At 60.7% G+C, this 23,415-nt stretch carries 22 protein-coding genes; 14 read left to right on the top strand and 8 right to left on the bottom strand.

Features of this window, described 5'->3' with window-relative positions; all coding sequences use genetic code 11:
- Nucleotides 1–73 precede the first annotated feature (73 nt).
- Both rpmB and rpmG read left to right on the top strand, forming a co-directional pair.
- Nucleotides 74–307, top strand: coding sequence for a 50S ribosomal protein L28 (rpmB, locus tag HBO41_RS24660; protein WP_003176907.1), 234 nt, complete (start codon nucleotides 74–76; stop codon nucleotides 305–307).
- 11 nt (nucleotides 308–318) lie between these two features.
- Complete coding sequence (gene rpmG / locus HBO41_RS24655; protein ID WP_003176906.1) at nucleotides 319–474, top strand: 50S ribosomal protein L33; 156 nt, start codon at nucleotides 319–321, stop codon at nucleotides 472–474.
- Between the two features lie 71 nt (nucleotides 475–545).
- Here rpmG and HBO41_RS24650 read toward each other — a convergent pair whose 3' ends face one another.
- Nucleotides 546–908 (bottom strand): cupin domain-containing protein, encoded by a 363-nt coding sequence (locus tag HBO41_RS24650; protein WP_017135853.1) that lies wholly within the window; start codon nucleotides 906–908, stop codon nucleotides 546–548.
- 230 nt (nucleotides 909–1,138) lie between these two features.
- On the opposite strand from HBO41_RS24650, the gene HBO41_RS24645 reads away from it, so the two are divergent.
- Together HBO41_RS24645 and HBO41_RS24640 are read left to right on the top strand one after the other, a co-directional pair.
- A complete protein-coding gene (locus tag HBO41_RS24645; RefSeq protein ID WP_017135854.1) occupies nucleotides 1,139–2,632 on the top strand; it encodes an aldehyde dehydrogenase in 1,494 nt (497 codons plus the stop codon).
- 180 nt (nucleotides 2,633–2,812) lie between these two features.
- Entirely contained in the window at nucleotides 2,813–3,955 is a 1,143-nt protein-coding gene (locus tag HBO41_RS24640) for an MFS transporter (protein WP_169988070.1), read from the top strand.
- A 127-nt stretch (nucleotides 3,956–4,082) separates the two neighbouring features.
- Here the strand turns inward: HBO41_RS24640 and HBO41_RS24635 are convergent, their stop codons facing one another.
- Together HBO41_RS24635 and HBO41_RS24630 are read right to left on the bottom strand one after the other, a co-directional pair.
- Entirely contained in the window at nucleotides 4,083–5,651 is a 1,569-nt protein-coding gene (locus tag HBO41_RS24635) for a phospholipase D family protein (protein WP_169988068.1), read from the bottom strand.
- Between the two features lie 61 nt (nucleotides 5,652–5,712).
- On the bottom strand, nucleotides 5,713–7,137 hold the full coding sequence (locus tag HBO41_RS24630; RefSeq protein ID WP_169988066.1) for a PLP-dependent aminotransferase family protein: 1,425 nt from the start codon (nucleotides 7,135–7,137) through the stop codon (nucleotides 5,713–5,715).
- A 166-nt stretch (nucleotides 7,138–7,303) separates the two neighbouring features.
- Between HBO41_RS24630 and HBO41_RS24625 the strand changes: the two genes are divergently transcribed.
- Nucleotides 7,304–7,528, top strand: coding sequence for a DUF1127 domain-containing protein (locus tag HBO41_RS24625; protein ID WP_017135858.1), 225 nt, complete (start codon nucleotides 7,304–7,306; stop codon nucleotides 7,526–7,528).
- On the opposite strand, the gene HBO41_RS24620 is transcribed toward HBO41_RS24625, so the two are convergent.
- On the bottom strand, nucleotides 7,529–8,821 hold the full coding sequence (locus HBO41_RS24620; RefSeq protein WP_169988064.1) for an FAD-binding oxidoreductase: 1,293 nt from the start codon (nucleotides 8,819–8,821) through the stop codon (nucleotides 7,529–7,531). It abuts the gene before it with no gap.
- Nucleotides 8,822–8,936: 115 nt separating this feature from the next.
- Between HBO41_RS24620 and HBO41_RS24615 the strand changes: the two genes are divergently transcribed.
- Nucleotides 8,937–9,290 carry a YkgJ family cysteine cluster protein gene (locus tag HBO41_RS24615; protein ID WP_017135860.1) on the top strand — a complete coding sequence of 118 codons (354 nt, stop codon included), beginning with the start codon at nucleotides 8,937–8,939 and terminating at the stop codon, nucleotides 9,288–9,290.
- Nucleotides 9,291–9,363: 73 nt separating this feature from the next.
- On the opposite strand, the gene HBO41_RS24610 is transcribed toward HBO41_RS24615, so the two are convergent.
- Complete coding sequence (locus tag HBO41_RS24610) at nucleotides 9,364–9,852, bottom strand: Lrp/AsnC ligand binding domain-containing protein (RefSeq protein WP_003176896.1); 489 nt, start codon at nucleotides 9,850–9,852, stop codon at nucleotides 9,364–9,366.
- Nucleotides 9,853–10,008: 156 nt separating this feature from the next.
- On the opposite strand from HBO41_RS24610, the gene dadA reads away from it, so the two are divergent.
- The 6 genes from dadA (at nucleotide 10,009) to HBO41_RS24580 (ending at nucleotide 16,110) form a co-directional block, all read left to right on the top strand.
- A complete protein-coding gene (gene dadA, locus HBO41_RS24605; protein ID WP_017135861.1) occupies nucleotides 10,009–11,313 on the top strand; it encodes a D-amino acid dehydrogenase in 1,305 nt (434 codons plus the stop codon).
- The gene (locus HBO41_RS24600; protein WP_017135862.1) at nucleotides 11,285–11,638 is read left to right on the top strand and encodes a RidA family protein; all 354 of its coding nucleotides are present in this window, start codon (nucleotides 11,285–11,287) and stop codon (nucleotides 11,636–11,638) included. Before dadA ends, HBO41_RS24600 begins: the two co-directional genes overlap by 29 nt.
- A gap of 79 nt (nucleotides 11,639–11,717) precedes the next feature.
- Nucleotides 11,718–12,791: an alanine racemase gene (alr, locus tag HBO41_RS24595; RefSeq protein ID WP_017135863.1), complete on the top strand. Its 1,074-nt coding sequence runs from the start codon at nucleotides 11,718–11,720 to the stop codon at nucleotides 12,789–12,791.
- Nucleotides 12,792–12,907: 116 nt separating this feature from the next.
- Nucleotides 12,908–13,456 carry a cupin domain-containing protein gene (locus HBO41_RS24590; protein WP_017135864.1) on the top strand — a complete coding sequence of 183 codons (549 nt, stop codon included), beginning with the start codon at nucleotides 12,908–12,910 and terminating at the stop codon, nucleotides 13,454–13,456.
- Between the two features lie 181 nt (nucleotides 13,457–13,637).
- Complete coding sequence (locus HBO41_RS24585; protein WP_138451010.1) at nucleotides 13,638–14,054, top strand: cytochrome c5 family protein; 417 nt, start codon at nucleotides 13,638–13,640, stop codon at nucleotides 14,052–14,054.
- Between the two features lie 133 nt (nucleotides 14,055–14,187).
- Nucleotides 14,188–16,110, top strand: a complete 1,923-nt coding sequence (locus tag HBO41_RS24580; RefSeq protein WP_017135870.1) for an acetyl-CoA hydrolase/transferase C-terminal domain-containing protein — start codon at nucleotides 14,188–14,190, stop codon at nucleotides 16,108–16,110.
- 70 nt (nucleotides 16,111–16,180) lie between these two features.
- Here HBO41_RS24580 and HBO41_RS24575 read toward each other — a convergent pair whose 3' ends face one another.
- A complete protein-coding gene (locus tag HBO41_RS24575) occupies nucleotides 16,181–16,753 on the bottom strand; it encodes a xanthine phosphoribosyltransferase (RefSeq protein WP_010207474.1) in 573 nt (190 codons plus the stop codon).
- Between the two features lie 58 nt (nucleotides 16,754–16,811).
- Nucleotides 16,812–18,821 (bottom strand): DNA helicase Rep, encoded by a 2,010-nt coding sequence (gene rep, locus HBO41_RS24570; protein WP_017135871.1) that lies wholly within the window; start codon nucleotides 18,819–18,821, stop codon nucleotides 16,812–16,814.
- A gap of 255 nt (nucleotides 18,822–19,076) precedes the next feature.
- Between rep and HBO41_RS24565 the strand changes: the two genes are divergently transcribed.
- On the top strand, nucleotides 19,077–20,741 hold the full coding sequence (locus HBO41_RS24565; protein WP_017135872.1) for a bifunctional diguanylate cyclase/phosphodiesterase: 1,665 nt from the start codon (nucleotides 19,077–19,079) through the stop codon (nucleotides 20,739–20,741).
- A gap of 129 nt (nucleotides 20,742–20,870) precedes the next feature.
- On the opposite strand, the gene HBO41_RS24560 is transcribed toward HBO41_RS24565, so the two are convergent.
- Nucleotides 20,871–22,274, bottom strand: coding sequence for a NorM family multidrug efflux MATE transporter (locus HBO41_RS24560; protein WP_169988062.1), 1,404 nt, complete (start codon nucleotides 22,272–22,274; stop codon nucleotides 20,871–20,873).
- 136 nt (nucleotides 22,275–22,410) lie between these two features.
- On the opposite strand from HBO41_RS24560, the gene HBO41_RS24555 reads away from it, so the two are divergent.
- On the top strand, nucleotides 22,411–23,331 hold the full coding sequence (locus HBO41_RS24555; protein WP_017135874.1) for a LysR substrate-binding domain-containing protein: 921 nt from the start codon (nucleotides 22,411–22,413) through the stop codon (nucleotides 23,329–23,331).
- Nucleotides 23,332–23,415: the final 84 nt, after the last annotated feature.

Below are 23,415 nucleotides of genomic sequence, written 5' to 3'. Positions count from 1 at the left end.
TGGCGCCAAATGACTGAGAGATTAAGCGGCCAACCCATGCCGGGTTGGGCATGTGGTTTTAGAGGGCTGAGGCATGTCGAGAGTCTGTCAAGTTACCGGTAAGGGTCCGGTGACTGGGAATAACATTTCCCACGCAAATAACAAAACCCGTCGTCGTTTCCTGCCGAACCTGCAGCATCACCGCTTCTGGGTTGAAGAAGAGAAACGTTTTGTTCGCCTGCGTGTATCTGCCAAAGGCATGCGTATCATCGACAAGCGTGGCATCACTGTCGTGCTGGCCGAAATCCGCGCCGCTGGCAAGATTTAAGGAGCTTTATCATGCGTGAATTGATTCGAATGATCTCTAGCGCCGGTACTGGTCACTTCTACACTACCGACAAGAACAAGCGTACTACCCCGGACAAGCTCGAAAAGAAAATGTTCGACCCGCGCGTTCGCAAGCACGTGATCTACAAAGAAGGCAAAATCAAGTAATTGATTTTCTTCCTTGTGAAAAAAAGCCCGTCTCTCACGAGACGGGCTTTTTTTTGCCTGAAATGTGCTGATCAGGCTTTCTGCTCGAACACCACGTAGATCTTGCGGCACGGCTCCAGCACTTCCCAGGTGCCGCTGAACCCGGCAGGAATCACGAAACGGTCGCCGGCACGCAAGGTCTTGGCATTGCCATCGGCATCACGCAGTACCGAAACCCCCTGCACAATCTCGCAATACTCATGCTCGCTGTAATTGACCTTCCACTGCCCGACTTCACCTTCCCACACGCCGGCGTTCATCTGGCCGCACGGGCTGTTGTAGTGGTTATAAATCGTCTGCTCGGGGTCGCCCTTGAGGATTTTTTCGGCGGCCGGGCGGTAGCGGTCCGGGGTGGTGTTGGCTTGGCTGAAGTCGACGATATCCTGGATGCTCATGTGCGTGTCCCGTCTGGCCTGCGGTTGGAGAGCCCAAAGTCTATGTTTATTAAAATGAACATCGCAAGGGCGTTTACCGCCGTTATGTCAAATATATTGAAACACCCCCAGCCGCTGGTTTAGGGTGGCAGCTGCCTTGAGCCGAACAGCAGGCTGGCCGGGCAAGAATTCTTTGAGGCTGCCGGGGGACATCACCTGGCCCTTGTATTCAATAAGAGGAGGACACTCGCATGACCACCCTGACCCGTGCCGATTGGGAACAACGCGCCAAGGATCTGAAGATCGAAGGCCGCGCCTACATCAATGGTGAGTACACCGCTGCTGTTTCCGGTGACACGTTCGAATGCATCAGCCCGGTCGATGGCCGTCTGCTGGCTACCGTTGCCAGCTGCGACGCCGCCGACGCCCAGCGCGCTGTCGAGAACGCCCGCGCTACGTTCAATTCCGGTGTCTGGTCTCGCCTGGCGCCGGCCAAACGCAAAGCCGTCATGATCCGTTTCGCCGCGCTGCTCAACGCCAATGCCGAAGAACTGGCGCTGCTCGAAACCCTGGACATGGGCAAGCCGATCACCGACTCCCTGGGAATTGATGTGCCTGGCGCCGCCAACGCCCTTAGCTGGAGCGGCGAGGCGATCGACAAGATCTACGACGAAGTCGCCGCCACCCCGCACAACCAGTTGGGTCTGGTGACCCGCGAGCCGGTCGGCGTAGTGGGCGCCATCGTGCCGTGGAACTTCCCGCTGATGATGGCCTGCTGGAAACTCGGCCCTGCGCTGTCCACCGGTAACTCGGTGATCCTCAAGCCGTCCGAAAAATCCCCACTGACTGCCATCCGCATCGCGGCCCTGGCCGTTGAGGCCGGCATCCCTAAAGGTGTGTTGAACGTGCTGCCGGGCTACGGTCACACCGTCGGCAACGCGCTGGCACTGCACATGGACGTCGACACCCTGGTGTTTACCGGCTCCACGAAAATCGCCAAGCAACTGTTGATCCGCTCCGGCGAGTCGAACATGAAGCGTGTATGGCTGGAAGCGGGCGGCAAGAGCCCGAATATCGTGTTTGCTGATGCGCCGGACCTGCAAGCCGCCGCCGAATCTGCCGCGGGCGCCATCGCCTTCAACCAGGGCGAGGTCTGCACCGCCGGCTCGCGCCTGCTGGTCGAGCGCTCCATTAAGGATAAATTCCTGCCGCTGGTGATCGAGGCTCTCAAGGGCTGGAAGCCAGGTAACCCGCTGGACCCGGCGACCAACGTCGGTGCCCTGGTGGACACCCAGCAGATGAATAATGTGCTGTCGTACATCGAAGCTGGCCATGCCGACGGCGCCAAGCTGGTGGCGGGCGGCAAGCGCACCCTGCAAGAAACTGGTGGCACCTATGTGGAGCCGACGATTTTCGACGGCGTGACCAACGCCATGAAGATCGCCCAGGAAGAAATCTTCGGCCCAGTGCTGTCGGTGATCACATTCGACAGCGCCGAAGAGGCGGTCGCTATTGCCAACGACACCATTTATGGCCTGGCCGCAGCCGTGTGGACCGCTGATATCTCCAAGGCACACCTGACTGCCAAGGCCTTGCGCGCCGGTAGCGTGTGGGTCAACCAATACGACGGCGGCGACATGACCGCACCCTTTGGTGGTTTCAAACAGTCGGGTAACGGTCGCGACAAGTCGCTGCACGCGTTCGACAAGTACACCGAGCTGAAATCGACCTGGATCAAGCTGTAAGCAACACCGCAGGTCAAATGTGGGAGCCGGTTTGTGTGGGAGCTGGCTTGCCTGCGATAGCATCAACTCGGTGTAACAGATAAACCGAGGTGTCTGCATCGCGGGCAAGCCCGGCTCCCACACAAGCCCGCTCCCACACTGTTTTGTGTGATCTTGATAATTATCCACAGGAGCGTGGAAATGCGTTGGGCGACTTATTTCGCCGTGCTGGCCTCTGTCCTCAGCGTCGGCCTGGCCCTGGGCGTCAGCATGCCGCTGGTGTCCCTGCGTCTCGAAGGCTGGGGTTATGGCAGCTTCGCCATTGGCGTGATGGCCGCCATGCCGGCTTTTGGCGTACTGCTCGGCGCGAAGGTCTCCAGCCGGCTGGCCTCGTGGCTGGGCACCGCCAACCTGATGCGGCTGTGCCTGTGGGCCGGTGCCATCTCCATCGGCTTGCTGGCAATACTACCCAGCTACCCGGTGTGGCTGGTGCTGCGGCTGATGATCGGCGTGATCCTGACCATTGTGTTTATCCTGGGTGAAAGCTGGATCAACCAGTTGGTGGTCGAGCAATGGCGTGGTCGCCTGGTGGCGCTGTACGGTTGCAGCTATGCCTTGAGCCAATTGTCGGGCCCGTTGCTGCTGGGCGTACTGGGCACTGACCATGACTATGGCTTCTGGGTGGGCGTTGGCTTGTTGGTGGTCGCGCCGCTGTTGCTGCTAGGGCGTTCCGGTGCCCCAACCGCCGAGTCCTTCAGCGTGACGTTCAGTGACCTGTGGCGTTTCTGCCTGACGCTGCCGGCAATTGCCTGGGCGGTCGCCTTGTTCGCCGCGTTCGAGGCGATGATTCTGACGCTGCTGCCGGTGTATTGCCTGCAGCAGGGTTTCACCGCCGAGATTGCCTTGGCCATGGTCAGCACCGTGGTGGTCGGTGATGCGCTGTTGCAATTGCCCATTGGCGCTTTGGCCGATTACTTGCCACGGCGCACCTTGTTCTTGAGCTGCGCGGTGTTGTTGCTGGCCTCAAGCCTGGCGATTCCTTTGCTATTGCATACGCAGTTGATCTGGCCGGTGTGGGTGATCTTTGGCGCGAGTGCCGGTGGGTTGTTCACCTTGTCGCTGATCCTGATCGGTGAGCGTTATCGCGACGATGCGCTGGTGCGTGCCAATGCTCACGTAGCGCAGCTGTGGGGCATCGGTTGCCTGATCGGGCCTCTGGTGGCGGGCGCGGGCAGCCAATGGGTCAGCGGGCATGCGCTGCCGTTGCTGATGGCGGCCGGGGCGCTGGGGCTGGTGGTGTTGCTACTGCGCCAGGGCGCATTCGGCGCCGCACAGCCTGCCTAAGCATTTGAAATGCAATCAACTGTGGGAGCTGGCTTGCCTGCGATAGCGGTGTGTCAGCTTGCCCAAATGGCGCCTGATACTCCGCTATCGCGGGCAAGCCCGGCTCCCACAGTTGACCCTGTTGTTCTTACAGCATGCGCTCCAGGCCAACACTGGTGGCGAACCAGGCATTAAACCTGCGCCACCAACTGCCCGGCTCCCGCGTCAGGGTGTGCAATTGGCCGTTATCCTCGGTCACCCACACCACCTGGCCATTCTGCAATTTCGCCTCATAGCTCAACGCTGGCGCCATGCCTTGCAGCGCCAGGTTGCGCACGTGTTCCGCCAGTTCGGGGCTGTCTACCAGCACCCCGACTTCGGTGTTCCACAGCACCGAGCGCGGGTCGAAGTTGAACGAGCCGATAAACGACTTTTGCCGATCAAAGATCATCGCCTTGCTGTGCAGGCTGGAGTCCGAGCCGTGGAAGGCGCCTCGGCGAAACAGGTGTGGGCCACTGCCACCGCCCGCATCGCCCGGTTGGCGGCGCAGCTCGTAGAGTTTCACGCCGTGTTCCAGCAACGCCTTGCGATAGGGCGCGTAGCCGCCGTGTACGGCAGGCACGTCGGTGGCTTCGAGGGAGTTGGTCAGCAGGCTGACTGACACGCCCGCATCGGCGCGCCCGGTCAGGTACACCAGCCCGGGTTGCCCCGGCACGAAATACGCCGAAATCATCATCAGCTCATGGCTGACGCCTTCCAGCTCCGGCGCCAGCTGAGTGGTTAGCAGTAAGCGTGGATCGGGGTCAGCCTTGGCCAGCACCTTGCTCGGCGCATCCCACAACGCCTGGTTAAAGGCCCAGATCAGCTCGCGGCGCCAGATGTCCATGCGCGGTTGTGTCTGGTAAGTGCGCAAGCGGTTATAGAGGGCGTGGTTCTGCTGACGCGACTCAGCCAACGAGTCTTGCAGGCGTGCGCGTGCGGCGTTCAGGTCACCCTTGGACGGGGTGCTTGAGACGAAGTCGTCAATGGGCTTGCTCAGCGCGCTGTTCCAGTACTGATCAAAGCTGTGCCCGAGCTGCTCGGCCACCGGGCCGACGCTGAGCATGTCGATATCGGTGAAGTTGAGATTGGGCTCGGCATCGAAATACTCGTCGCCCAGGTTGCGCCCGCCGACAATGGCCACGCTGTTATCCGCCAGCCACAGCTTGTTGTGCATGCGCCGGTGTTGCAGCGACAGGTTGAACAGCCGGCCCATCGCCCGTGTCACGCCGGTGCTGCGGCCCAGGTGCAGCGGGTTGAACAGGCGAATCTGGATCTGCGGGTGGGCGGCGAGGGTGGCGATAACCTGATCGAGGCCGTCGCTGGTGGTGTCGTCCAGCAAGATACGGATGCGCACACCACGGTCGGCGGCCTTGAGCAGTTCATCCACGAGCATGCGCGTGCTGATGCCGTCGTGCACGATGTAGTACTGCAGGTCGAGGCTGCTCTGAGCATTGCGGATCAGTTCGGCACGGGCCATGAAGGCTTCGCTGCTGTTGGGCAACAGGCGAAAGCCCGAACGACCTTGGTACGGCGCCGCCTGGGCCTGGATCGAGCGCCCGAACGAGGATTGCGCCGCAGGCAGGGCGTCGCTGGGGATGCGCGGTGCATCGACCGTGGCGCAGCCACTCAGCGTCAGGGCGCCCAGCAGCAAAAACGGTAAAAGCCGTCGAATCATCAAAGGCACTGCTTCCAGGTCAGGGCGGTTGTGGGATATGACGGCAGATTGCGGGGAAAGGTCAGTCGGTCACCTCGGCAAGCATCTTCATCGCGGCGGCCCCGACCTTGCGCACTGCCTCTTCGATCTGCGGCGTTGGCTTGGCAGCGTAGTTCATGCGCAGGCAATTACGGTATTTGCCGGAGGCGGAAAAGATGCTGCCCACTGCCACCTGTACGCCTTGTTCCATCAGCACACGGTTAAGCTTCAAGGTATCAAAGCCTTCCGGCAGCTCGATCCATAGCATGAAGCTGCCTTGGGGCCGACTGGCACGGGTGCCGGCCGGAAAATAGCGGCTGACCCAATCGAGCATCAAGTCGCGATTGCGCTGGTATTGGGTGCGCATCCGCCGCAAATGCGGCTCGAAGTGACCGTTTTTGAGGAACTCTGCGATGGCGATCTGCGGTTGCGTCGCTGTGGAACCGGTGCTGATGTATTTCATGTGCAACACCCGCTCAAGATAGCGCCCTGGCGCTACCCAGCCGATGCGCAGGCCGGGCGCCAGGGTTTTCGAGAACGAGCTGCACAGCAGCACACGGCCATCTTCGTCGAAAGATTTGATCGTGCGCGGACGCGGGTAGCTGTAGGCCAATTCGCCGTACACATCGTCTTCAATAATCGCCACGTCAAAGCGCTGGGCCAGGGTTAGCAGTGCGCGTTTGCGTGCCTCGGGCATGATGTAACCCAGCGGGTTATTGCAGTTGGGGGTCAGCTGGATGACCTTGATCGGCCACTGTTCCAGTGCCAGCTCCAGTGCTTCGAGGCTGATGCCGGTGATGGGGTCGGTGGGGATTTCCAGGGCCTTCATGCCCAGACCTTTGAGGGTTTGCATCGCGCCGTGAAAGCTTGGCGAGTCGACCGCAACAATATCGCCAGGCTCGCAAATCGCGTGAATGCTGGCGGACAGCGCCTCATGGCAGCCGGTGGTGATGACGATATCTTCGGCAGTCAGCTGGCAGCCTGAATCCAGAGACAGTCGGGCGATCTGCTCACGCAATTCCATACAGCCAAGGATATTGTCGTAATACAGCCCCGGCAGGTCCTGGCGGCGGCTCACGCGGGCCAGGCTGCGCAGCAGGGGCTTCATGGTCGGCGACAATACATCGGGCATGCCACGGCCCATCTGTATGACGTCTTTGCGCGGCACGGCGCGAATCAGCTCCAGCACCTGGTCCCACTGCGAGATTTCCACCGGACGCTGTGCCGGACGGCCGATTTCCGGCAGCGCCGGCAACTCGCGTCCGACCGGCACAAAGTAGCCCGACTTGGGCTTTGGCATTGCCAGGCCGTTGTCTTCGAGCAAGCGATAGGCTTGTTGCACGGTGCTCAGGCTCACCCCGTGTTCCACACTCAAGGCCCGCACGGACGGCAAACGATCGCCGGGGCGATAGAAGCCCTGCTCGATGCGCGTGCCCAGTAATTCGGCGAGGTTGACGTAGAGGGTCATGGTGATCGCTCCGAGGGGACCAGTACAGATAGGCGAAAAATACAGGATTCAGCCCTTCATGGGCAGTATCTGTATGGATTTAATAAAGATTGGTTGAATCTGTAATGGTTTTGCCCGTGCGCCCATCCTAGTCACTCATGGCAACAGGCAAATGAGGGGCAACACGATGAACGGCATGAGCGATGTGCGGCTGATGTTACACAGTCAGCAATTGCAGGCAGGGCAGGAGCGGGCGAAGGCGCCGCGCGATATCAGCCGCTGGAGTCTGTTCTGGCACCGCCGCTACACGCGCAAAGCCTTGCTGCACCTGACCGGTGAGCAACTGCGTGACGTCGGGTTGACTGCCGAACAGGCGCGCCAGGAAGGCATGAAGCCGTTCTGGCGCGACTGATTAGAGCAGCTCTTTGACCCGGTGCCAGAGCATCCCCAACGCCAACAGCGGCGAGCGCAGGTGTTTGCCGCCGGGGAAGGTGATGTGCGGCACCTGGGCGAACAAATCGAAACGGCCCTGCTGCTGGCCGCTGATTGCCTCGGCGAGCAGCTTGCCGGCCAGGTGCGTGGCGTTGAGGCCATGGCCGGCGTAGGCCTGGGCGTAATACACGTTTGGCTGGTCGGCCAGCCGGCCAATCTGCGGCAGGCGGTTGGCGCCGATGCCGATCATGCCGCCCCATTGGTAGTCGATCTTCACGTCCGCCAGTTGCGGGAACACCTTGAGCATTTTGGGGCGCATATAGGCGCCGATGTCCTGCGGGTCGCGGCCGGAATAGTGGCAGGCTCCGCCGAACAGCAGGCGGCGGTCGGCGGACAGGCGGAAGTAATCCACGGTCACGCGTTGATCGCACACCGCCATGTTCTGCGGCAGCAGGCTGGCGGCCTGGGCTTCGTTCAAGGGTTCGGTGGCGATGATGTAGCTGCCGGCGGGCAGCACCTTACCGCTCAATTGCGGGTTCAGGCCGTTGAGGTAGGCGTTGCAGGCCAGCACCAGGGTGTTGGCGCGCACGTTGCCATTGGCGGTGTGCACGTTGACCTCGGGGCCGTAGTCGATGCGCGTCACTTCGGACTGCTCAAACAGCTTCACGCCCAGCTGCTGCGCGGCGGCGGCTTCGCCGAGGGCCAGGTTCAGCGGGTGCAAATGGCCGGAACCCATGTCGATCATGCCGCCTACATAGCGCTCGGAGCCGATCACGCTGCTCATCTCGTTGGCTTGCAGCAGACGTACTTCATGGCGATAACCGAGGTTGCGAAGTTCTTCGGCGTCTTCGGCCAGGCCGATCAGATCGCGGGGTTTGTTGGCGAGGTCGCAGTAACCCCAGGTCAGGTCGCAGGGGATCTGATAGCGCTCGACCCGCTCGCGCACGATCTCGACGGCTTCCAGGCCCATCAGCTTCATCTGGCGCACGCCGTCGCTGCCGATCACGTTGCTGAACTGGTCCAGGCCGTGGCCGACACCGCGAATCAGCTGGCCGCCGTTGCGGCCGCTGGCGCCCCAGCCGAGCTTGCGCGCTTCCAGCAGCACCACGCTAAAGCCACGCTCGGCCAGCTCAAGCGCTGTGTTTATGCCGGAATAGCCGCCGCCAATCACGCACACATCGGCGCGCACTTCGCCCATCAACGCCGGGTAGTCGGGCTGTGAAACGCTGCTGGCGGCGTAGTAGGAAGCGGTGTGCCGGGCGCTGGCGGTCATGGGGAGCATCCCTGTTTGGAAAATTTGACGCAGGATACAGCGGTCGGACGAAGCTGTCTGCGCAGCACGTTTTGCGTCAGAATCCACGCCTATTCGCCGTTCGGTAAGTGTTTCGATGAGTTGCAACAGCCAGAAAATCAGCGCGCTGCGCAGGCAGATACCTTCGTTCGAGTGCGTCCCCGGCTGCCACGACTGCTGTGGGCCGGTGACCACCTCACCCGAGGAAATGTCGCGCCTGCCACGCAAGACTGCCGCCGAGCAGGAGGCGGCCATGGACGAGCTGAACTGCGTGCACCTGGGGCCGAACGGCTGCACGGTGTATGACGAGCGGCCGCTGATCTGCCGGTTGTTTGGCACTACCAAGACGTTGCCGTGCCCGAATGGGCGGCGGCCGGTGGAATTGATTCACCCTAGGGTTGAGAAGCAAATTCACGAGTACATGGCGAGTACCCGGCAAGTACTGGTCTGACGGATGTACTGGATCAAAAAAATGTGGGAGCTGGCTTGCCAGCTCCCACATTTGACCGAATTGTGTCATTTGGTCAGTCGGGGATCGGCAGGTTCAGGCTCTCTTTCACCTCTTCCATCACGATATAGCTCTTGGACTCGCGCACATGCGGCAGCTTGAGCAAGATATCGCCGAGCAATTTGCGGTACGAGGCCATCTCGGAGATCCGCGCTTTCACCAGGTAGTCGAAGTCGCCTGACACCAAGTGGCACTCCAGCACATGGGGCAGCTTCAGCACGGCGCGGCGGAATTCCTCAAAGGTGTCGCCCGACTTGTAATCCAGGCTGATCTCGACAAATACCAGCAAACTCCCCTTCAAATGCTGCGGGTTGAGCCGCGCGTTGTAGCCCATGATGATCCCTTCGCGCTCCAGGCGGCGGACCCGCTCGGTGCACGGCGTGGTCGACAGCCCGACCTTTTCCCCCAGCTCCGTAAACGAAATACGCCCATCGGTTTGCAGGATGCGCAGGATATTGCGGTCGATCTTGTCCAGCTCCCGCTTGGTCTGGGTGTTGGTACGCATAGGGGATACGCCTCTGTGAAAAGGGTTTTTGCCGAGAATTGTCGCCAAATATAGGCATTTATATAGTGAAATGCACTGGTCATTGTTTTTTACACTGCGCCCATCATTGCTCGAATAACACACGTCAGCGGCTAAGCCCGTGATGAGGATATAAAAATGCGCGTTCTGGTCTTGGGTAGCGGCGTCATTGGGGTGACCAGTGCCTACTATTTGGCGCGGGCCGGCTTTGAAGTGGTTGTGGTCGACCGTCAGCCCGCCGCTGCCATGGAAACCAGTTTCGCCAACGCAGGCCAGGTGTCGCCGGGTTATGCCTCGCCCTGGGCCGCGCCAGGCGTGCCGCTCAAGGCCATCAAGTGGTTACTGCAACGCCACGCGCCACTGGCGATCAAAGCCACCGCCGATATCGATCAGTACCTCTGGATGGCGCAGATGCTGCGCAACTGCACCCAGAGCCGTTATGCGGTGAACAAAGAGCGCATGGTGCGCCTGTCCGAATACAGCCGTGACTGCCTTGACGAACTTCGCGCCGAAACCGGCATTGCCTACGAAGGCCGCAGCCTTGGTACTACGCAGTTGTTCCGCACCCAGGCGCAATTGGATGGCGCAGCCAAAGACATCGCCGTATTGAAAGAATCCGGCGTGCCGTTCGAATTGCTCGACCGCGCCGGCATTGCCCGCGTAGAGCCAGCCCTGGCCAGCGTCACCGATATCCTCGCCGGCGCCCTGCGCCTGCCCAACGACCAGACCGGCGACTGCCAGATGTTCACCACGCGTCTGGTGGACATGTGCAAGCAATTGGGCGTGGAATTCCGTTTCGAACAGGACATCCAGCGCCTTGATTACGCCGGTGATCGCGTTAATGGCGTATGGATCGATGGCAAGCTGGAAACCGCCGACCGTTACGTACTGGCCCTGGGCAGTTACTCGCCCAAGCTGCTCAAGCCGCTGGGGATCAAGGCGCCGGTGTACCCGCTCAAGGGTTACTCACTGACCGTGCCGATCACCAACCCGGCGATGGCGCCGACCTCGACCATTCTGGATGAGACCTATAAGGTCGCGATCACCCGTTTCGACAACCGCATCCGCGTCGGCGGCATGGCTGAAATAGCCGGTTTTGACCTGTCGCTGAACCCTCGTCGACGTGAAACCCTGGAGATGATCGTCAACGACCTTTATCCTCAGGGCGGCGATTTGACTGAAGCCACTTTCTGGACCGGCCTGCGCCCGACCACACCCGACGGCACGCCGATTGTCGGTGCCACCCCGTTCAAGAACCTGTTCCTGAACACCGGCCACGGCACACTTGGCTGGACCATGGCGTGCGGCTCTGGCCGTTTGCTGGCTGACCTGATGGCGAAAAAAACGCCGCAGATCAGCGCCGAAGGTCTCGATATTTCCCGTTACGGCAGTAACCACCAGGAGTCCGCAAAACATGTCAATCCAGCGCCAGCTCACCAATGAGCGCATGAGCCAGATCGTTGTTCACAGCGGTACCGTGTATCTGGCAGGGCAGGTCGGCGACGACATGAATGCCGGGATTGAACAGCAGACCCGCGAAACCCTGGCCAATATCGAACGTTTGCTGGACCTGGCCGGCACCGACAAAACCAAGTTGCTGTCGGTGACGATCTACCTCAAAGACATCGACGCCGATTTCGCCGGCATGAACGCGGTGTGGGACAAGTGGCTGCCTAAAGGCGTGGCCCCGGCCCGTGCCACGGTTGAGGCCAAACTGTGCGAACCGGAAATTCTGGTAGAGCTGTCCGTGGTGGCTGCGCTGCCTTAAACGTAGCTTTTTCCCCCGGCGCCGTGGCTGATAGTCGGCGCCGGTTTTTCTTCACTTTACCGCCTAGAAGCCTGCCGCCATGCGTCCTGCCCGTGCCCTGATCGACCTCCAAGCCCTGCGCCACAACTACCAATTGGCCCGTGAACTGACGGGGGCCAAAGCCCTCGCCGTGGTCAAGGCGGATGCCTATGGCCATGGTGCCGTACGTGTGGCCCAGGCGCTGGAAGCCGAGGCGGATGGGTTTGCGGTGGCGTGCATCGAGGAGGCATTGGAGCTGCGGGCTGCCGGGATTCGTGCGCCGGTATTGCTGCTGGAAGGTTTTTTCGAAGCTGACGAACTGCCGCTGATCATCGAACATGATTTTTGGTGCGTGGTGCATTCGTTGTGGCAGTTGGAAGCCATCGAACAAGCCCGGCTGAGCAAACCGCTGACCATTTGGCTCAAGCTCGATTCGGGCATGCACCGCGTGGGCCTGCACCCCAAGGATTACCACGAGGCGTACCAGCGCCTGCTGGCCAGCGGCAAAGTGGCCAAGATTGTACTGATGAGCCACTTCGCCCGCGCCGATGAACTCGATTGCGTGCGCAGTGACGAGCAAGTGGCGGTGTTTGAAGCGGCGCGCCAAGGGTTGTCGGCCGAGGTCAGCCTGCGTAATTCGCCGTCGGTGATGGGCTGGCCGAATATGTCCAGCGACTGGGTGCGCCCAGGCATCATGCTCTACGGTGCCACGCCGTTTGGTGAGGACCAGGCCATCGCTGCGCGTTTGCAGCCGGTGATGACCCTGGAATCGAAAGTCATCTGCGTGCGTGAATTGCCGGCCGGTGAGCCGATCGGTTACGGCGCCAAGTTCATCACGCCAAAACCGATGCGCGTCGGCGTGGTTGCCATGGGCTATGCCGACGGCTACCCGCGCCATGCACCGACCGGCACGCCAGTGCTGGTGGCAGGCCAGCGCAGCCAGTTGCTGGGCCGAGTGTCCATGGACATGCTCTGCGTTGACCTCACCGACGTGCCCCAGGCCGGCCTCGGTTCCACCGTGGAGCTGTGGGGCAAAAATATCCTTGCCAGTGACGTGGCGGCGGCTGCCGAGACCATCCCCTACCAGATTTTCTGCAACCTGCGCCGCGTACCAAGGCTCTATTGCGGGGCTTAAGCAGCGCCTACGAGCAGAGCCCACCGGGATTTAGGTCCAAGTGTTGTAAATACTGAACGCTGTCGCCATGATAACGCTCAACTACAACAAAGCCTGAATCCTAGGAGGCTCCTGCATTGGACGTCGGCGAACGACTGCAATCCATCCGTAAACTCAAAGGTCTTTCCCAGCGTGAGCTCGCCAAGCGCGCGGGTGTCACCAACAGCACCATTTCGATGATCGAAAAAAACAGTGTCAGCCCCTCGATCAGTTCCTTGCGCAAGGTGCTGGGCGGCATCCCCATGTCCATGGTCGAGTTCTTTTCCGAAGAGATCCTCCAGGAAAAACCGACGCAGATCGTCTATAAAGCCAATGAGCTGATCGACATCTCGGACGGCGCCGTCACCATGAAACTCGTCGGGCGCGCGCACCCCAGCCGGGCGATTGCGTTTCTTAACGAGATCTACCCGCCGGGCGCCGACACGGGCGAAGAAATGCTCACCCACGAAGGCGAAGAAACCGGGATTCTGGTGGAAGGTCGCCTGGAGTTGGTGGTCGGTCTTGAAACTTTTGTGCTCGAAGCCGGCGATAGCTACTACTTTGAAAGCACCAAGCCGCATCGTTTTCGCAACCCGTTCGACGTGCCGGCGCGGCTAATCAGCGCAGCCACACCTGCGAACTTTTGACAGAAGAGGCGTGCTGCCAGCGTTGCAGACACACCCGTTGCTGTAACCGTGAGGCCGAATCTCCCTTTATTTAATAGGGTTGTTTCGGCATGACGGGCTAACCGTTATACTTTCGCCGCCTGCGAAACCGTGGCCGCAGGCGTGAATAGCCACCATTGAGGGTGAACGCGTGAACCTAATTATGAAAATGCTGGCTGCACCAGCAACCGTACTGGCCCTATGGGCTGTCAGCGCTCAAGCTGCGACCAATGATGAAATTGCCAAGCGCCTGGAGCCTGTCGGCCAGGTGTGTGTCCAGGGCCAGGAATGCAAAGGGATGGAAGTGGCCGTGGCTGCGGGCGGCGGCGGCGGCGCGAAGACGCCGGATGAAGTGATTGCCAAGCACTGCAATGCGTGCCACGGCACGGGTTTGCTGGGCGCACCGAAGATCGGTGACAGCGCGGCCTGGAAAGACCGCGCCGACCACCAGGGCGGCCTCGACGGCCTGCTGGCCAAGGCGATCACCGGCTTGAACGCCATGCCGCCAAAAGGCACATGCGCCGATTGCTCGGATGCTGAGCTGAAAGGCGCAATCGAGAAGATGTCGGGGCTGAAATAAACCGATCTTCGCCAAAAAGCCGCTGACCAGCGGCTTTTTTGTGCCTGCGATTTGTACTTCAACGCTGTTCATTGCAGCAAAGACCCGGCAAGCTCGGTCCAACCCCTAATCACGGAATGTTCAGGAGGGTCGGATGGTGCAGTTGTGTTCAATCGAGCAAGCAGTTGACGACGTACTGGCACGCTTGCCGGCGCATATCCACATGGGCATGCCGCTCGGTCTGGGCAAGCCCAACCTGTTCGTCAATGCGCTGTACCGGCGTATCGCCAAGCTGCCGGAGCGCGAGCTGACGATCTATACCGCACTGGCCCTGGGCCGCCCGACCATGGGTGACGGCTTGCAGAAGCGCTTTCTCGAACCCTTTATCGAGCGGGTATTCGGCGACTATCCCGAGCTGGATTTCCTGGCGGATTTGCACAAGGACAGCCTGCCAAAGAACATCCGTGTGCAGCAGTTCTTCATGCAGCCCGGCAGCCTGCTGCATAGCGCGTCGGCGCAGCAGGACTACGTCAGCAGCAACTACAGCCACGCTGCCCGCGATATCAACGCCGCCGGCTTGAACCTGGTGGCGCAATTGGTCGCCAGCAGCGCCGAACACCCCGACCGGCTGAGCTTGAGCTGCAACCCCGATATCACCCTCGACCTGCTGCCGATGATCGCCAAGCGCCGCGAAGCAGGCGAAACCATCCTCGTCGTCGGCCAGGTTCACAGCGATTTGCCCTATATGCCCGGCGATGCCGAACTGGGTATGGACGCCTTCGATTACCTGATCGACGAGAAGGACAGCACCACGTTGTTCTCCACACCGAATATGCCGGTCGGCTTTCAAGACCACTTTATCGGCTTGCATGCCAGCACCCTGGTGCGCGATGGCGGCACGTTGCAGATTGGCATTGGCTCTATGGGCGATGCGCTGACCGCCGCCTTACTGGCGCGCCAGGCCGATAACGAAGCCTACCGGTTGTTGCTGACGGATCTGGATGTTTACCAGTGGGCGCCTTTGATCAGCCGCGAAGGCGGTGTCGAGCCCTTTGCGCGTGGCCTTTATGGATGCAGCGAAATGTTCGTCAACGGCCTGCTGGTGCTGGCCGATGCCGGGATTATTCGGCGCAAGGTCTACCCGGATGTGACGACCCAGCAGCAGGCCAACGCCGGCACCCTGGATGACGCCGCGCAGCCCGACGGTGTTTCCATTCACGGCGGTTTCTTCCTCGGGCCGCGCAGCTTTTACCAGCGTTTGCAGGAAATGACTCACGCCAAACGCCTCGAATTCAACATGACCGCCATCAGCTACATCAACGAGCTGTACGGGCAGGAAGCACTCAAGCGTCTGCAACGCCTGGATGCGCGCTTTATCAACAGCGCGATCATGGTGACGCTGCTCGGTGCGGGCGTGGCCGACCAGCTCGAAGACGGTCGCGTACTCAGCGGCGTGGGCGGGCAGTACAACTTTGTTGCGCAAGGCCATGCGCTGGAGGGCGCGCGTTCAATCCTGATTCTGCGCAGCTGGCGCGAGTCGGCGGGTGAGGTCAGTTCCAATATAGTCTGGGAGTACGGGCACTGCACCATCCCACGGCACCTGCGGGATATCGTCATTACCGAATACGGCATTGCCGACTTGCGCGGTCAGACGGATGCCAAGGTGATCGAGGCCTTGCTCAAGGTCACCGACTCGCGCTTCCAGAACGACCTGATCGAACAGGCGCAAAAGGCTGGCAAGCTGGCCAAGGACTTCGAACTGGACCCACGTTTTACTGAGAATACGCCGGAGCGGCTCAAGGGCATTCAGGCGCGGCATCGCCGGTTGTTTCCGGAATATCCGTTGGGCACTGATTTTACCGATGAGGAACGGGACCTGTTGCGCGCCCTTAACTGGCTCAAGAGCAAATTCAAGCTGACGGAGATTCTGGAATTGGGCCGGGCGGCACTGGATGCACCGGAGCCGGAGGCGTTTCCCGAGCATTTGAAGCGCATGCGGCTGGATCAGCCGGAGGGGTTGAAAGAGGATCTGTATCAGCGCTTGCTGCTTGCTGGCCTCCAAGCCACCGCGCACTGACAGGCACCAAAAATCAAATGTGGGAGCAGGCAAGCCAGCTCCCACATTTTTAATCGAGTTCAGGCAGTGATTACTCGATGAAGGTGACGACGCCACCCGCCAGCGACTTCACCCGCGCCAGCGATTCAACCCGATAACCCTGCGCATCCAGCTCCGCACGGCCACCCTGGAACGACTTCTCAATCACAATCCCCAAGCCTGCAACGGTCGCGCCGGCTTGCTTGATGATCGAGATCAGCGCCTGGGACGCTTTGCCGTTGGCCAAAAAGTCGTCGATCACCAGCACGCGGTCGCTGCTGGTCAGGTGACGTGGGGAAATCGCCACGGTGCTTTCGACCTTCTTGGTGAAGGAATACACAGTGGCCGACAGCAGGTTTTCAGTCAGGGTCAGAGACTGTTGCTTGCGGGCGAAGATCACCGGTACGCCGAGGTTCAGGCCGGTCATGATCGCCGGGGCGATGCCCGAGGCTTCGATGGTGACGATCTTGGTGATGCCCGAGTCCTTGAACAGCGCGGCGAATTCGTCGCCGATCAACTTCATCAGCGCCGGGTCGATCTGGTGGTTCAAAAAGGCGTCAACCTTGAGGACCTGATCGGAAAGCACGATGCCTTCTTCGCGAATTTTCTTGTGCAGTGCTTCCACGGAAAGCTTCCTCTAATGGCGCGGTTTGCGCCGAAAGTAGATTAAAAAGTAGTCGATTCTAGCGCTTTAACATCGCGCGTATGTCCGCCAAGGCGGTGTTGCCGCGAACGGCCTTCACCTCGGTCGGGGTGTCGTCATTGCCTTCCCAGGCCAGATCGTCCGGCGGCAGTTCATCCAGGAACCGGCTGGGGGCACAATCGATGATCTCGCCGTATTGCTTGCGCTTGGCGGCGAAGGTGAAGGCCAGTGTCTGACGTGCGCGGGTAATGCCCACGTAGGCCAGGCGCCGTTCCTCTTCGATGGTGTCGGCTTCAATGCTGGAACGGTGCGGAAGGATTTCCTCTTCCATGCCCATGATGAACACGTAAGGGAATTCCAAGCCCTTGGACGCGTGCAGGGTCATCATCTGCACGCCTTCGGCGCCGTCTTCTTCTTCCTGTTGGCGCTCAAGCATGTCGCGCAACACCAGCTTGCCGATGGCGTCTTCGACGGTCATCTCGCCTTCTTCGTCCTTCTCCAGCGTGTTTTTCAACGCCTCGATCAGGAACCAGACGTTGCCCATGCGGTAATCCGCAGCCTTGTCACTGGAGCTGTTGGTGCGCAGCCAGTTTTCATAGTCGATGTCCATGACCATGCTGCGCAGGGCGCTGATCGGGTCTTCGCCGGCGCACTGCTCGCGTACCTTGTCCATGAAGCGTTTGAAGCGCGACAGGCGATCGGTGAAGCGCGTGTCCAGGTGCTCGCCCAGGCCGATTTCGTCGGTGGCGGCGTACATCGAGATCTTGCGTTCGGTGGCGTAGTTGCCGAGCTTTTCCAGGGTCGTCGAACCGATCTCTCGACGCGGCACGTTGATCACGCGCAGGAAGGCGTTGTCGTCATCCGGGTTCACGATCAGCCGGAAGTAGGCCATCAGGTCTTTTACTTCCTGGCGTCCGAAAAAGCTGTTGCCGCCCGACAGGCGATACGGCACCTGATGGTGCTGCAGTTTCAGCTCGATCAGCTTGGCCTGGTAGTTGCCGCGATACAGGATCGCGAAATCGCTGTAGGGCCGGTCGGTACGCAAGTGCAGGCTGAGGATTTCCACGGCCACGCGCTCGGCTTCGGCGTCTTCATTGCGGCAGCGGATCACGCGGATCTCGTCGCCATGGCCCATCTCACTCCACAGTTGTTTTTCAAACTCGTGGGGGTTGTTGGAGATCAGCACGTTGGCGCAGCGCAGGATACGGCTGGTGGAGCGGTAGTTCTGCTCCAGCATCACCACTTTCAGGGACGGGTAGTCGTCCTTGAGCAACATCAGGTTTTCCGGGCGCGCGCCACGCCAGGCGTAGATCGACTGGTCGTCGTCGCCTACCACGGTGAACTGGTTGCGCGTGCCGATGAGCATTTTCACCAGCAGGTATTGGCTGGCGTTGGTGTCCTGGTATTCGTCCACCAGCAGGTAGCGCACCTTGTTCTGCCATTTTTCGAGGATGTCGGCGTGTTCCTCGAACAGCTTTACCGGCAGCAGGATCAGGTCGTCGAAGTCCACCGCGTTGAACGCCTTGAGCGTGCGCTGGTAGTGGGTGTAGACGATGGCGGCGGTCTGTTCCTTGGGGTTGCGCGCGTTTTCCAGGGCCTGGGGGGGCAGGATCAGGTCGTTTTTCCAGGCGCCGATCATGTTCTTGATCTCATCCACGCCGTCGTCGCCTGCGTATTCCTTCTGCATGATGTCAGTCATCAGCGACTTCACATCGGTCTCGTCGAAGATCGAGAAGCCCGGCTTGTAGCCCAGCCGCACGTGCTCCTTGCGGATGATGTTCAAGCCCAGGTTGTGGAACGTGCACACCGTAAGGCCACGGCCTTCGCCGCCCTTGAGCAGCGTGCCGACACGCTCCTTCATTTCGCGCGCGGCCTTGTTGGTAAAGGTCATGGCGACGATGTACTGGGCACGGATGCCGCAGTTCTGGATCAGGTGCGCGATCTTGCGGGTGATCACGCTGGTCTTGCCGGAGCCAGCACCGGCGAGCACCAATAGAGGGCCGCCGACGTAGTTCACGGCTTCTTGCTGCCGGGGATTGAGTCGGGACATACAGAAATCAGGGAGTCGTTGTTCAAAAGGGCGGGCATTTTAACAGGCTGGCAAGATTCTGCTGCTTTAGAACGACGGTGTGACGTACCACTCGATCTAAATTTGCCGGTTTTGATACTTTGCCGCAGGATGTGACGGGTAACTGCAGTGAATGTATACCGTTAGCGTATTTGATAACCCTTATCATTGGTGATTATCAGGCCGCGCGTCATAATGCCCGCCGCCAAAAAATTTTGCAGAGTCTAGGGAGCTAGCTTGTCTACGCCTGTCGAACCCTTGCGTTTGCTGCTACTGGCCGATGAGCCAGCGTGGGCAGCGTTGTTGCGCGAGTGCCTGGCGCCGATGGGCGATGGGGCTGTGCTGGTCAGCGCGCCCAACTGGGACTCGGTGAGTCGTCTGTTCGATGACGACCACAGTGCCGTGTTATTGACCACGCCCAGCCTGCAACCCGGCCCAGGCCGTTGCAGCCTGCCGTGCATATTGCTGCTGGAGCAGGAACCGCTGGTTTCACCGCTGGGTGTGAGCGATTGGCTGGTCTTTGGTGCATTGGATACCGATACCTTGCGCCGCTGCCTGCGCCACGTGCGTGAGCGCGGCGTGCTGGAAAACACCCTGCAGCGCCTGGCCGAACAGGACCCGCTGACCGGTATCGCCAACCGCCAGGGTTTCCAGACCTTGCTGGCGGCGCGCCTGGCTGAAAACGAAGGCCGTGGCCTGGCCCTCGGCCATCTGGACCTCGACAATTTTCGTCACGCCAACGACGCCTTGGGCCATCAGGCCGGCGATCGTTTGATCCTGCAAGTGGTCTCGCGGCTCAAGAGCCAACTCGAAGCCGGTGACCAACTGGCGCGCCTGGGCAGCGACGAATTCGCCCTGCTGATCGACACCCGCCGTGCGCCCCAGCGCGCCGAGTGGATGGCCGAGCGCATTACCGAAGCCATGGCCGAGCCGTATTGGGTGGATGGCGAAAGCCTGCTGATCGGCTGCAGCCTGGGCGTGGCACATGCCCGTGCCCGCGCCGGGGCCGACCCGCTGATGTGGCACGCGCACATCGCCATGCAGCAGGCCAAGAGTACCCAGGGCTGTACCTTTCACATCTTCAACGAACGCATCAACCGCAACGCCCGCAGCCTGGCCGACCTGGAAAGTGAGCTGCGCCGTGCTCTGCGCCGCGACGAACTGGAGCTGCATTACCAGCCGCGCCTGGATTTGGACGACGGGCATATCGTCGGCCTGGAAGCGCTGGTGCGCTGGCGCCACGGCGAGCGTGGCCTGTTGCCACCCAGCGAATTCGTGCCCTTGGCCGAACAGAGTGGCCTGATTGTGCCATTGGGTTACTGGGTGATCTCGCGGGCCTTGCGCGATATGCAAGACCTGCGCGAACGCGGCCTGCCGCCGCTGCATATGGCGGTCAACCTGTCGTTTCGCCAATTCCAGGACAGCCAGTTGCTTTCGACGTTGAGCCGGCTGATCGCCGAGCGTGGCGTTGAAGCGCAGTGGCTGGAGTTCGAGCTGACCGAGACCGCCGTGATGCGCCGCAGTGACTTGGTCAAGCAGACCATGGACGCCCTTGGCCGCTTGGGTGTGCGGTTTTCCCTGGATGATTTCGGCACCGGTTTTTCCTCATTCGTGCACCTCAACAGCCTGCCAATTGCCTTGCTGAAGATCGACAAGAGCTTCGTCGGCGGCATGGAAGAGCGCGAAGAAAACCGCAAGCTGGTGCATGCCATGATCAACCTGGCCCACAACCTCAACCTGGAAGTGGTGGCCGAAGGGGTGGAAACCCCTGAACAGCTGGCGTTGTTGCGGCTGTTTGGGTGTGATCAGGCCCAGGGTTACCTGATCAGCAAGCCGTTGCCGTTGCCGGAGCTGGTGGAGTATTTGACGTTCGGCAAGAGCCAGCAGGCGCTGCTGGGCTGAAGGTTGTAAACCCAATCAAAAATGTGGGAGCTGGCTTGCCTGCGATAGCGGTGGGCCAGCCAGCCAATTTGGCATCTGACACACCGCTATCGCAGGCAAGCCAGCTCCCACATTGACCGAGTACATTCTCTAGTCTGGTTGCATGGCCGGGAATTGCGTGCGCACTTCAGGCTCCTGCCGAATCATCCGCTTCATCTTCGCCTCAAACGCCCACGTCAGGCTGACGGCCGCACACGCCAGCCCAAGCGCCAAACCCCACCACACGCCCGTTGGGCCCCAGCCCAGGGTGAACGCCATCAACCAAGCAGACGGCGCGCCGATCAGCCAATAGCAACCCAAACCCACCAGGAAGGTGGTCTTGGCGTCCTTCAGCCCGCGAATACAGCCCATGGCAATGGTTTGCACGCCGTCGAACAACTCAAACCACGCCGCCACGGCCAACAGGCTGACCGCCAGCACGATGACGTCGTGGAAGGCTGGGTCGTTATGGTCCAGAAACAGCCCGATAAGCGCATCGGAAAACAGCCACAGCACAACGGCAAATCCCAACATCACCAACGCGCCAAAACCGATGCCGACCCGCCCGGCCACGCGCGCCTGCAGCAATTGCCCGGCGCCGTAATGCTGGCCGATGCGCATGGTAATCGCGTAGGACATCCCCGCCGGCACCATGAACGCCACCGAAACGATTTGCAGGGCAATCTGATGCGCTGCCAATTGCGTACTGCCCATGGTGCCCATGCACAACGCCGCGAAGGCAAACAAACCGACCTCCACTGCATAGGTGCCGCCAATCGGCAGGCCCAGGCGCCACAGCTCACGCAGATACTGAGTGTTAAGGCGCAACAGGCCCGCGCCGAGCGGGTAGGCTGCGTAAGCCCGGTTGCTGCGGATGTACCACATCAGCGCCAGGGCCATGCTGTTGGCGACGATCGCTGTTACCAGGCCGATGCCCATCAGGCCGAGCTTCGGCAGACCGAACATGCCTTCGATCAAGGCATGGTTGAGCAAGTAGTTGAGTACCGTGCCGCCCAGGCTGATCACCATCACCGGCGTTGCCTTGCCGATGGCGCTGGTGAAACCGCGCAAGGCCATGAAGCTCAGGTAGCCGGGCAGGGCGAACGGCAGGATGGTCAAGAATTGCCCAGCCGCCTGCACGTTGGTTTCGGTCTGGCCGAACATCAGCAGCACGGGCTTGAGATTCCACAACAGCAAGCCGGCCACCAACGCCATCAACCACGCCAACCAAAGACCTGCTTGGGTCAGGCGAGTGGCGCCTTCGATGTCACCGGCGCCATGACGGATGGCGACCAGCGTGCCGACGGCGGCAATCACACCGATGCAGAAGATCGCGACGAACGAATAGCTCGCCGCGCCCAAGCCGCCACCGGCCAGGGCTTCGGGGCTCAGGCGGGCCATCATCAGCGTGTCGGTCAGCACCATCAGCATGTGCGCCAACTGTGAGGCAATCAACGGCCCCGACAGCCGCAGAATGGCCCAGAGTTCAGTACGCACCGGATGTTGCATGATCATCACACTCAAAAAGTCAGAGGGTTGGGAAAGGGCTGATTCTCGGCGCTCCCGAGGCATTACACAAAAGGATAAAAGCGATCATTCGCATGATTAAAACTCATGGTAGGGTTGGGTATTGATCTGAGGGGGTTCTTCTATGGCACGCCGTCTACCGCCGCTGTATGCCTTGCGCGCCTTTGAAGCCGCCTCCCGGCACAACTCTTTTACCCGTGCGGCGGATGAGCTTTCCATCACGCAAAGTGCTGTCAGCCGGCATATCCGCACGCTCGAAGAGCACTTCGCCTGCCGCCTGTTCCAGCGCAGTGGCCGCAACCTGCAGCTCACCGAAGCGGCGCGCCTGCTGTTGCCCGGCGTGCGCGAAGGCTTCGCGGCGCTGGAACGCGCCTGCCACACCCTGAACGCCGAAGACGACATCCTGCGCATGAAGGCGCCATCGACCCTGACCATGCGCTGGTTGCTGGCGCGGCTCAGTCGCTTTCGCGCCTTGCAGCCTGGCAATGAAGTGCAACTGACCAGTGCATGGATGAGCGTGGATGAAGTGGACTTCAACCAGGAACCCTTCGACTGCGCTGTATTACTGAGCTACGGGCACTTTCCGGCGGACTGGGAGGCCTGTTACCTGTTCCCCGAGTTGCTGATTCCGGTGGGTGCGCCCAACCTGCTCAATGACGGGCCGTGGGACGTCCCACGATTGGCAAGCGCCGAGCTGCTGCACCCCACACCCGACCGCCGTGACTGGCGCAATTGGCTGGAGCGCATGGGGTTGTCGTCCCAGGTGTCGCTCAAGGGTGGGCAGGTGTTCGATACCTTGGAGTTGGGCATGATCGCCGCCGCGCGGGGTTACGGCGTGTCCATGGGCGATTTGCTGATGGTGGCCGAAGATGTGGCCCAGGGCCGTTTGAGCCTGCCGTGGCCGACGGCGGTGGCCAGTGGGGAAAATTACTACCTGGTGTGGCCGAAAACCCGCCCCGGTGGTGAGCGTTTGCGGCGATTGGCGGAGTTTCTTCAAGGCGAAGTCAATGCCATGGAATTGCCCCAGGTCGAACGCCTTGCCTAGCCCTTCGGTGCAATCGTTTGCGCGGTACCCCTGTAAATCGCTCAAGTATTGTCTGCGCTTGCCGAATAAGGTGTGCTGGAACCC

Origin of the sequence: Pseudomonas sp. WS 5146, from assembly GCF_012985495.1 — a bacterium.
Lineage (GTDB): Bacteria > Pseudomonadota > Gammaproteobacteria > Pseudomonadales > Pseudomonadaceae > Aquipseudomonas > Aquipseudomonas edaphica.
The sequence above is the reverse complement of the archived record's forward strand: the minus strand, read 5'-3'. Positions and strand labels throughout refer to the sequence as shown.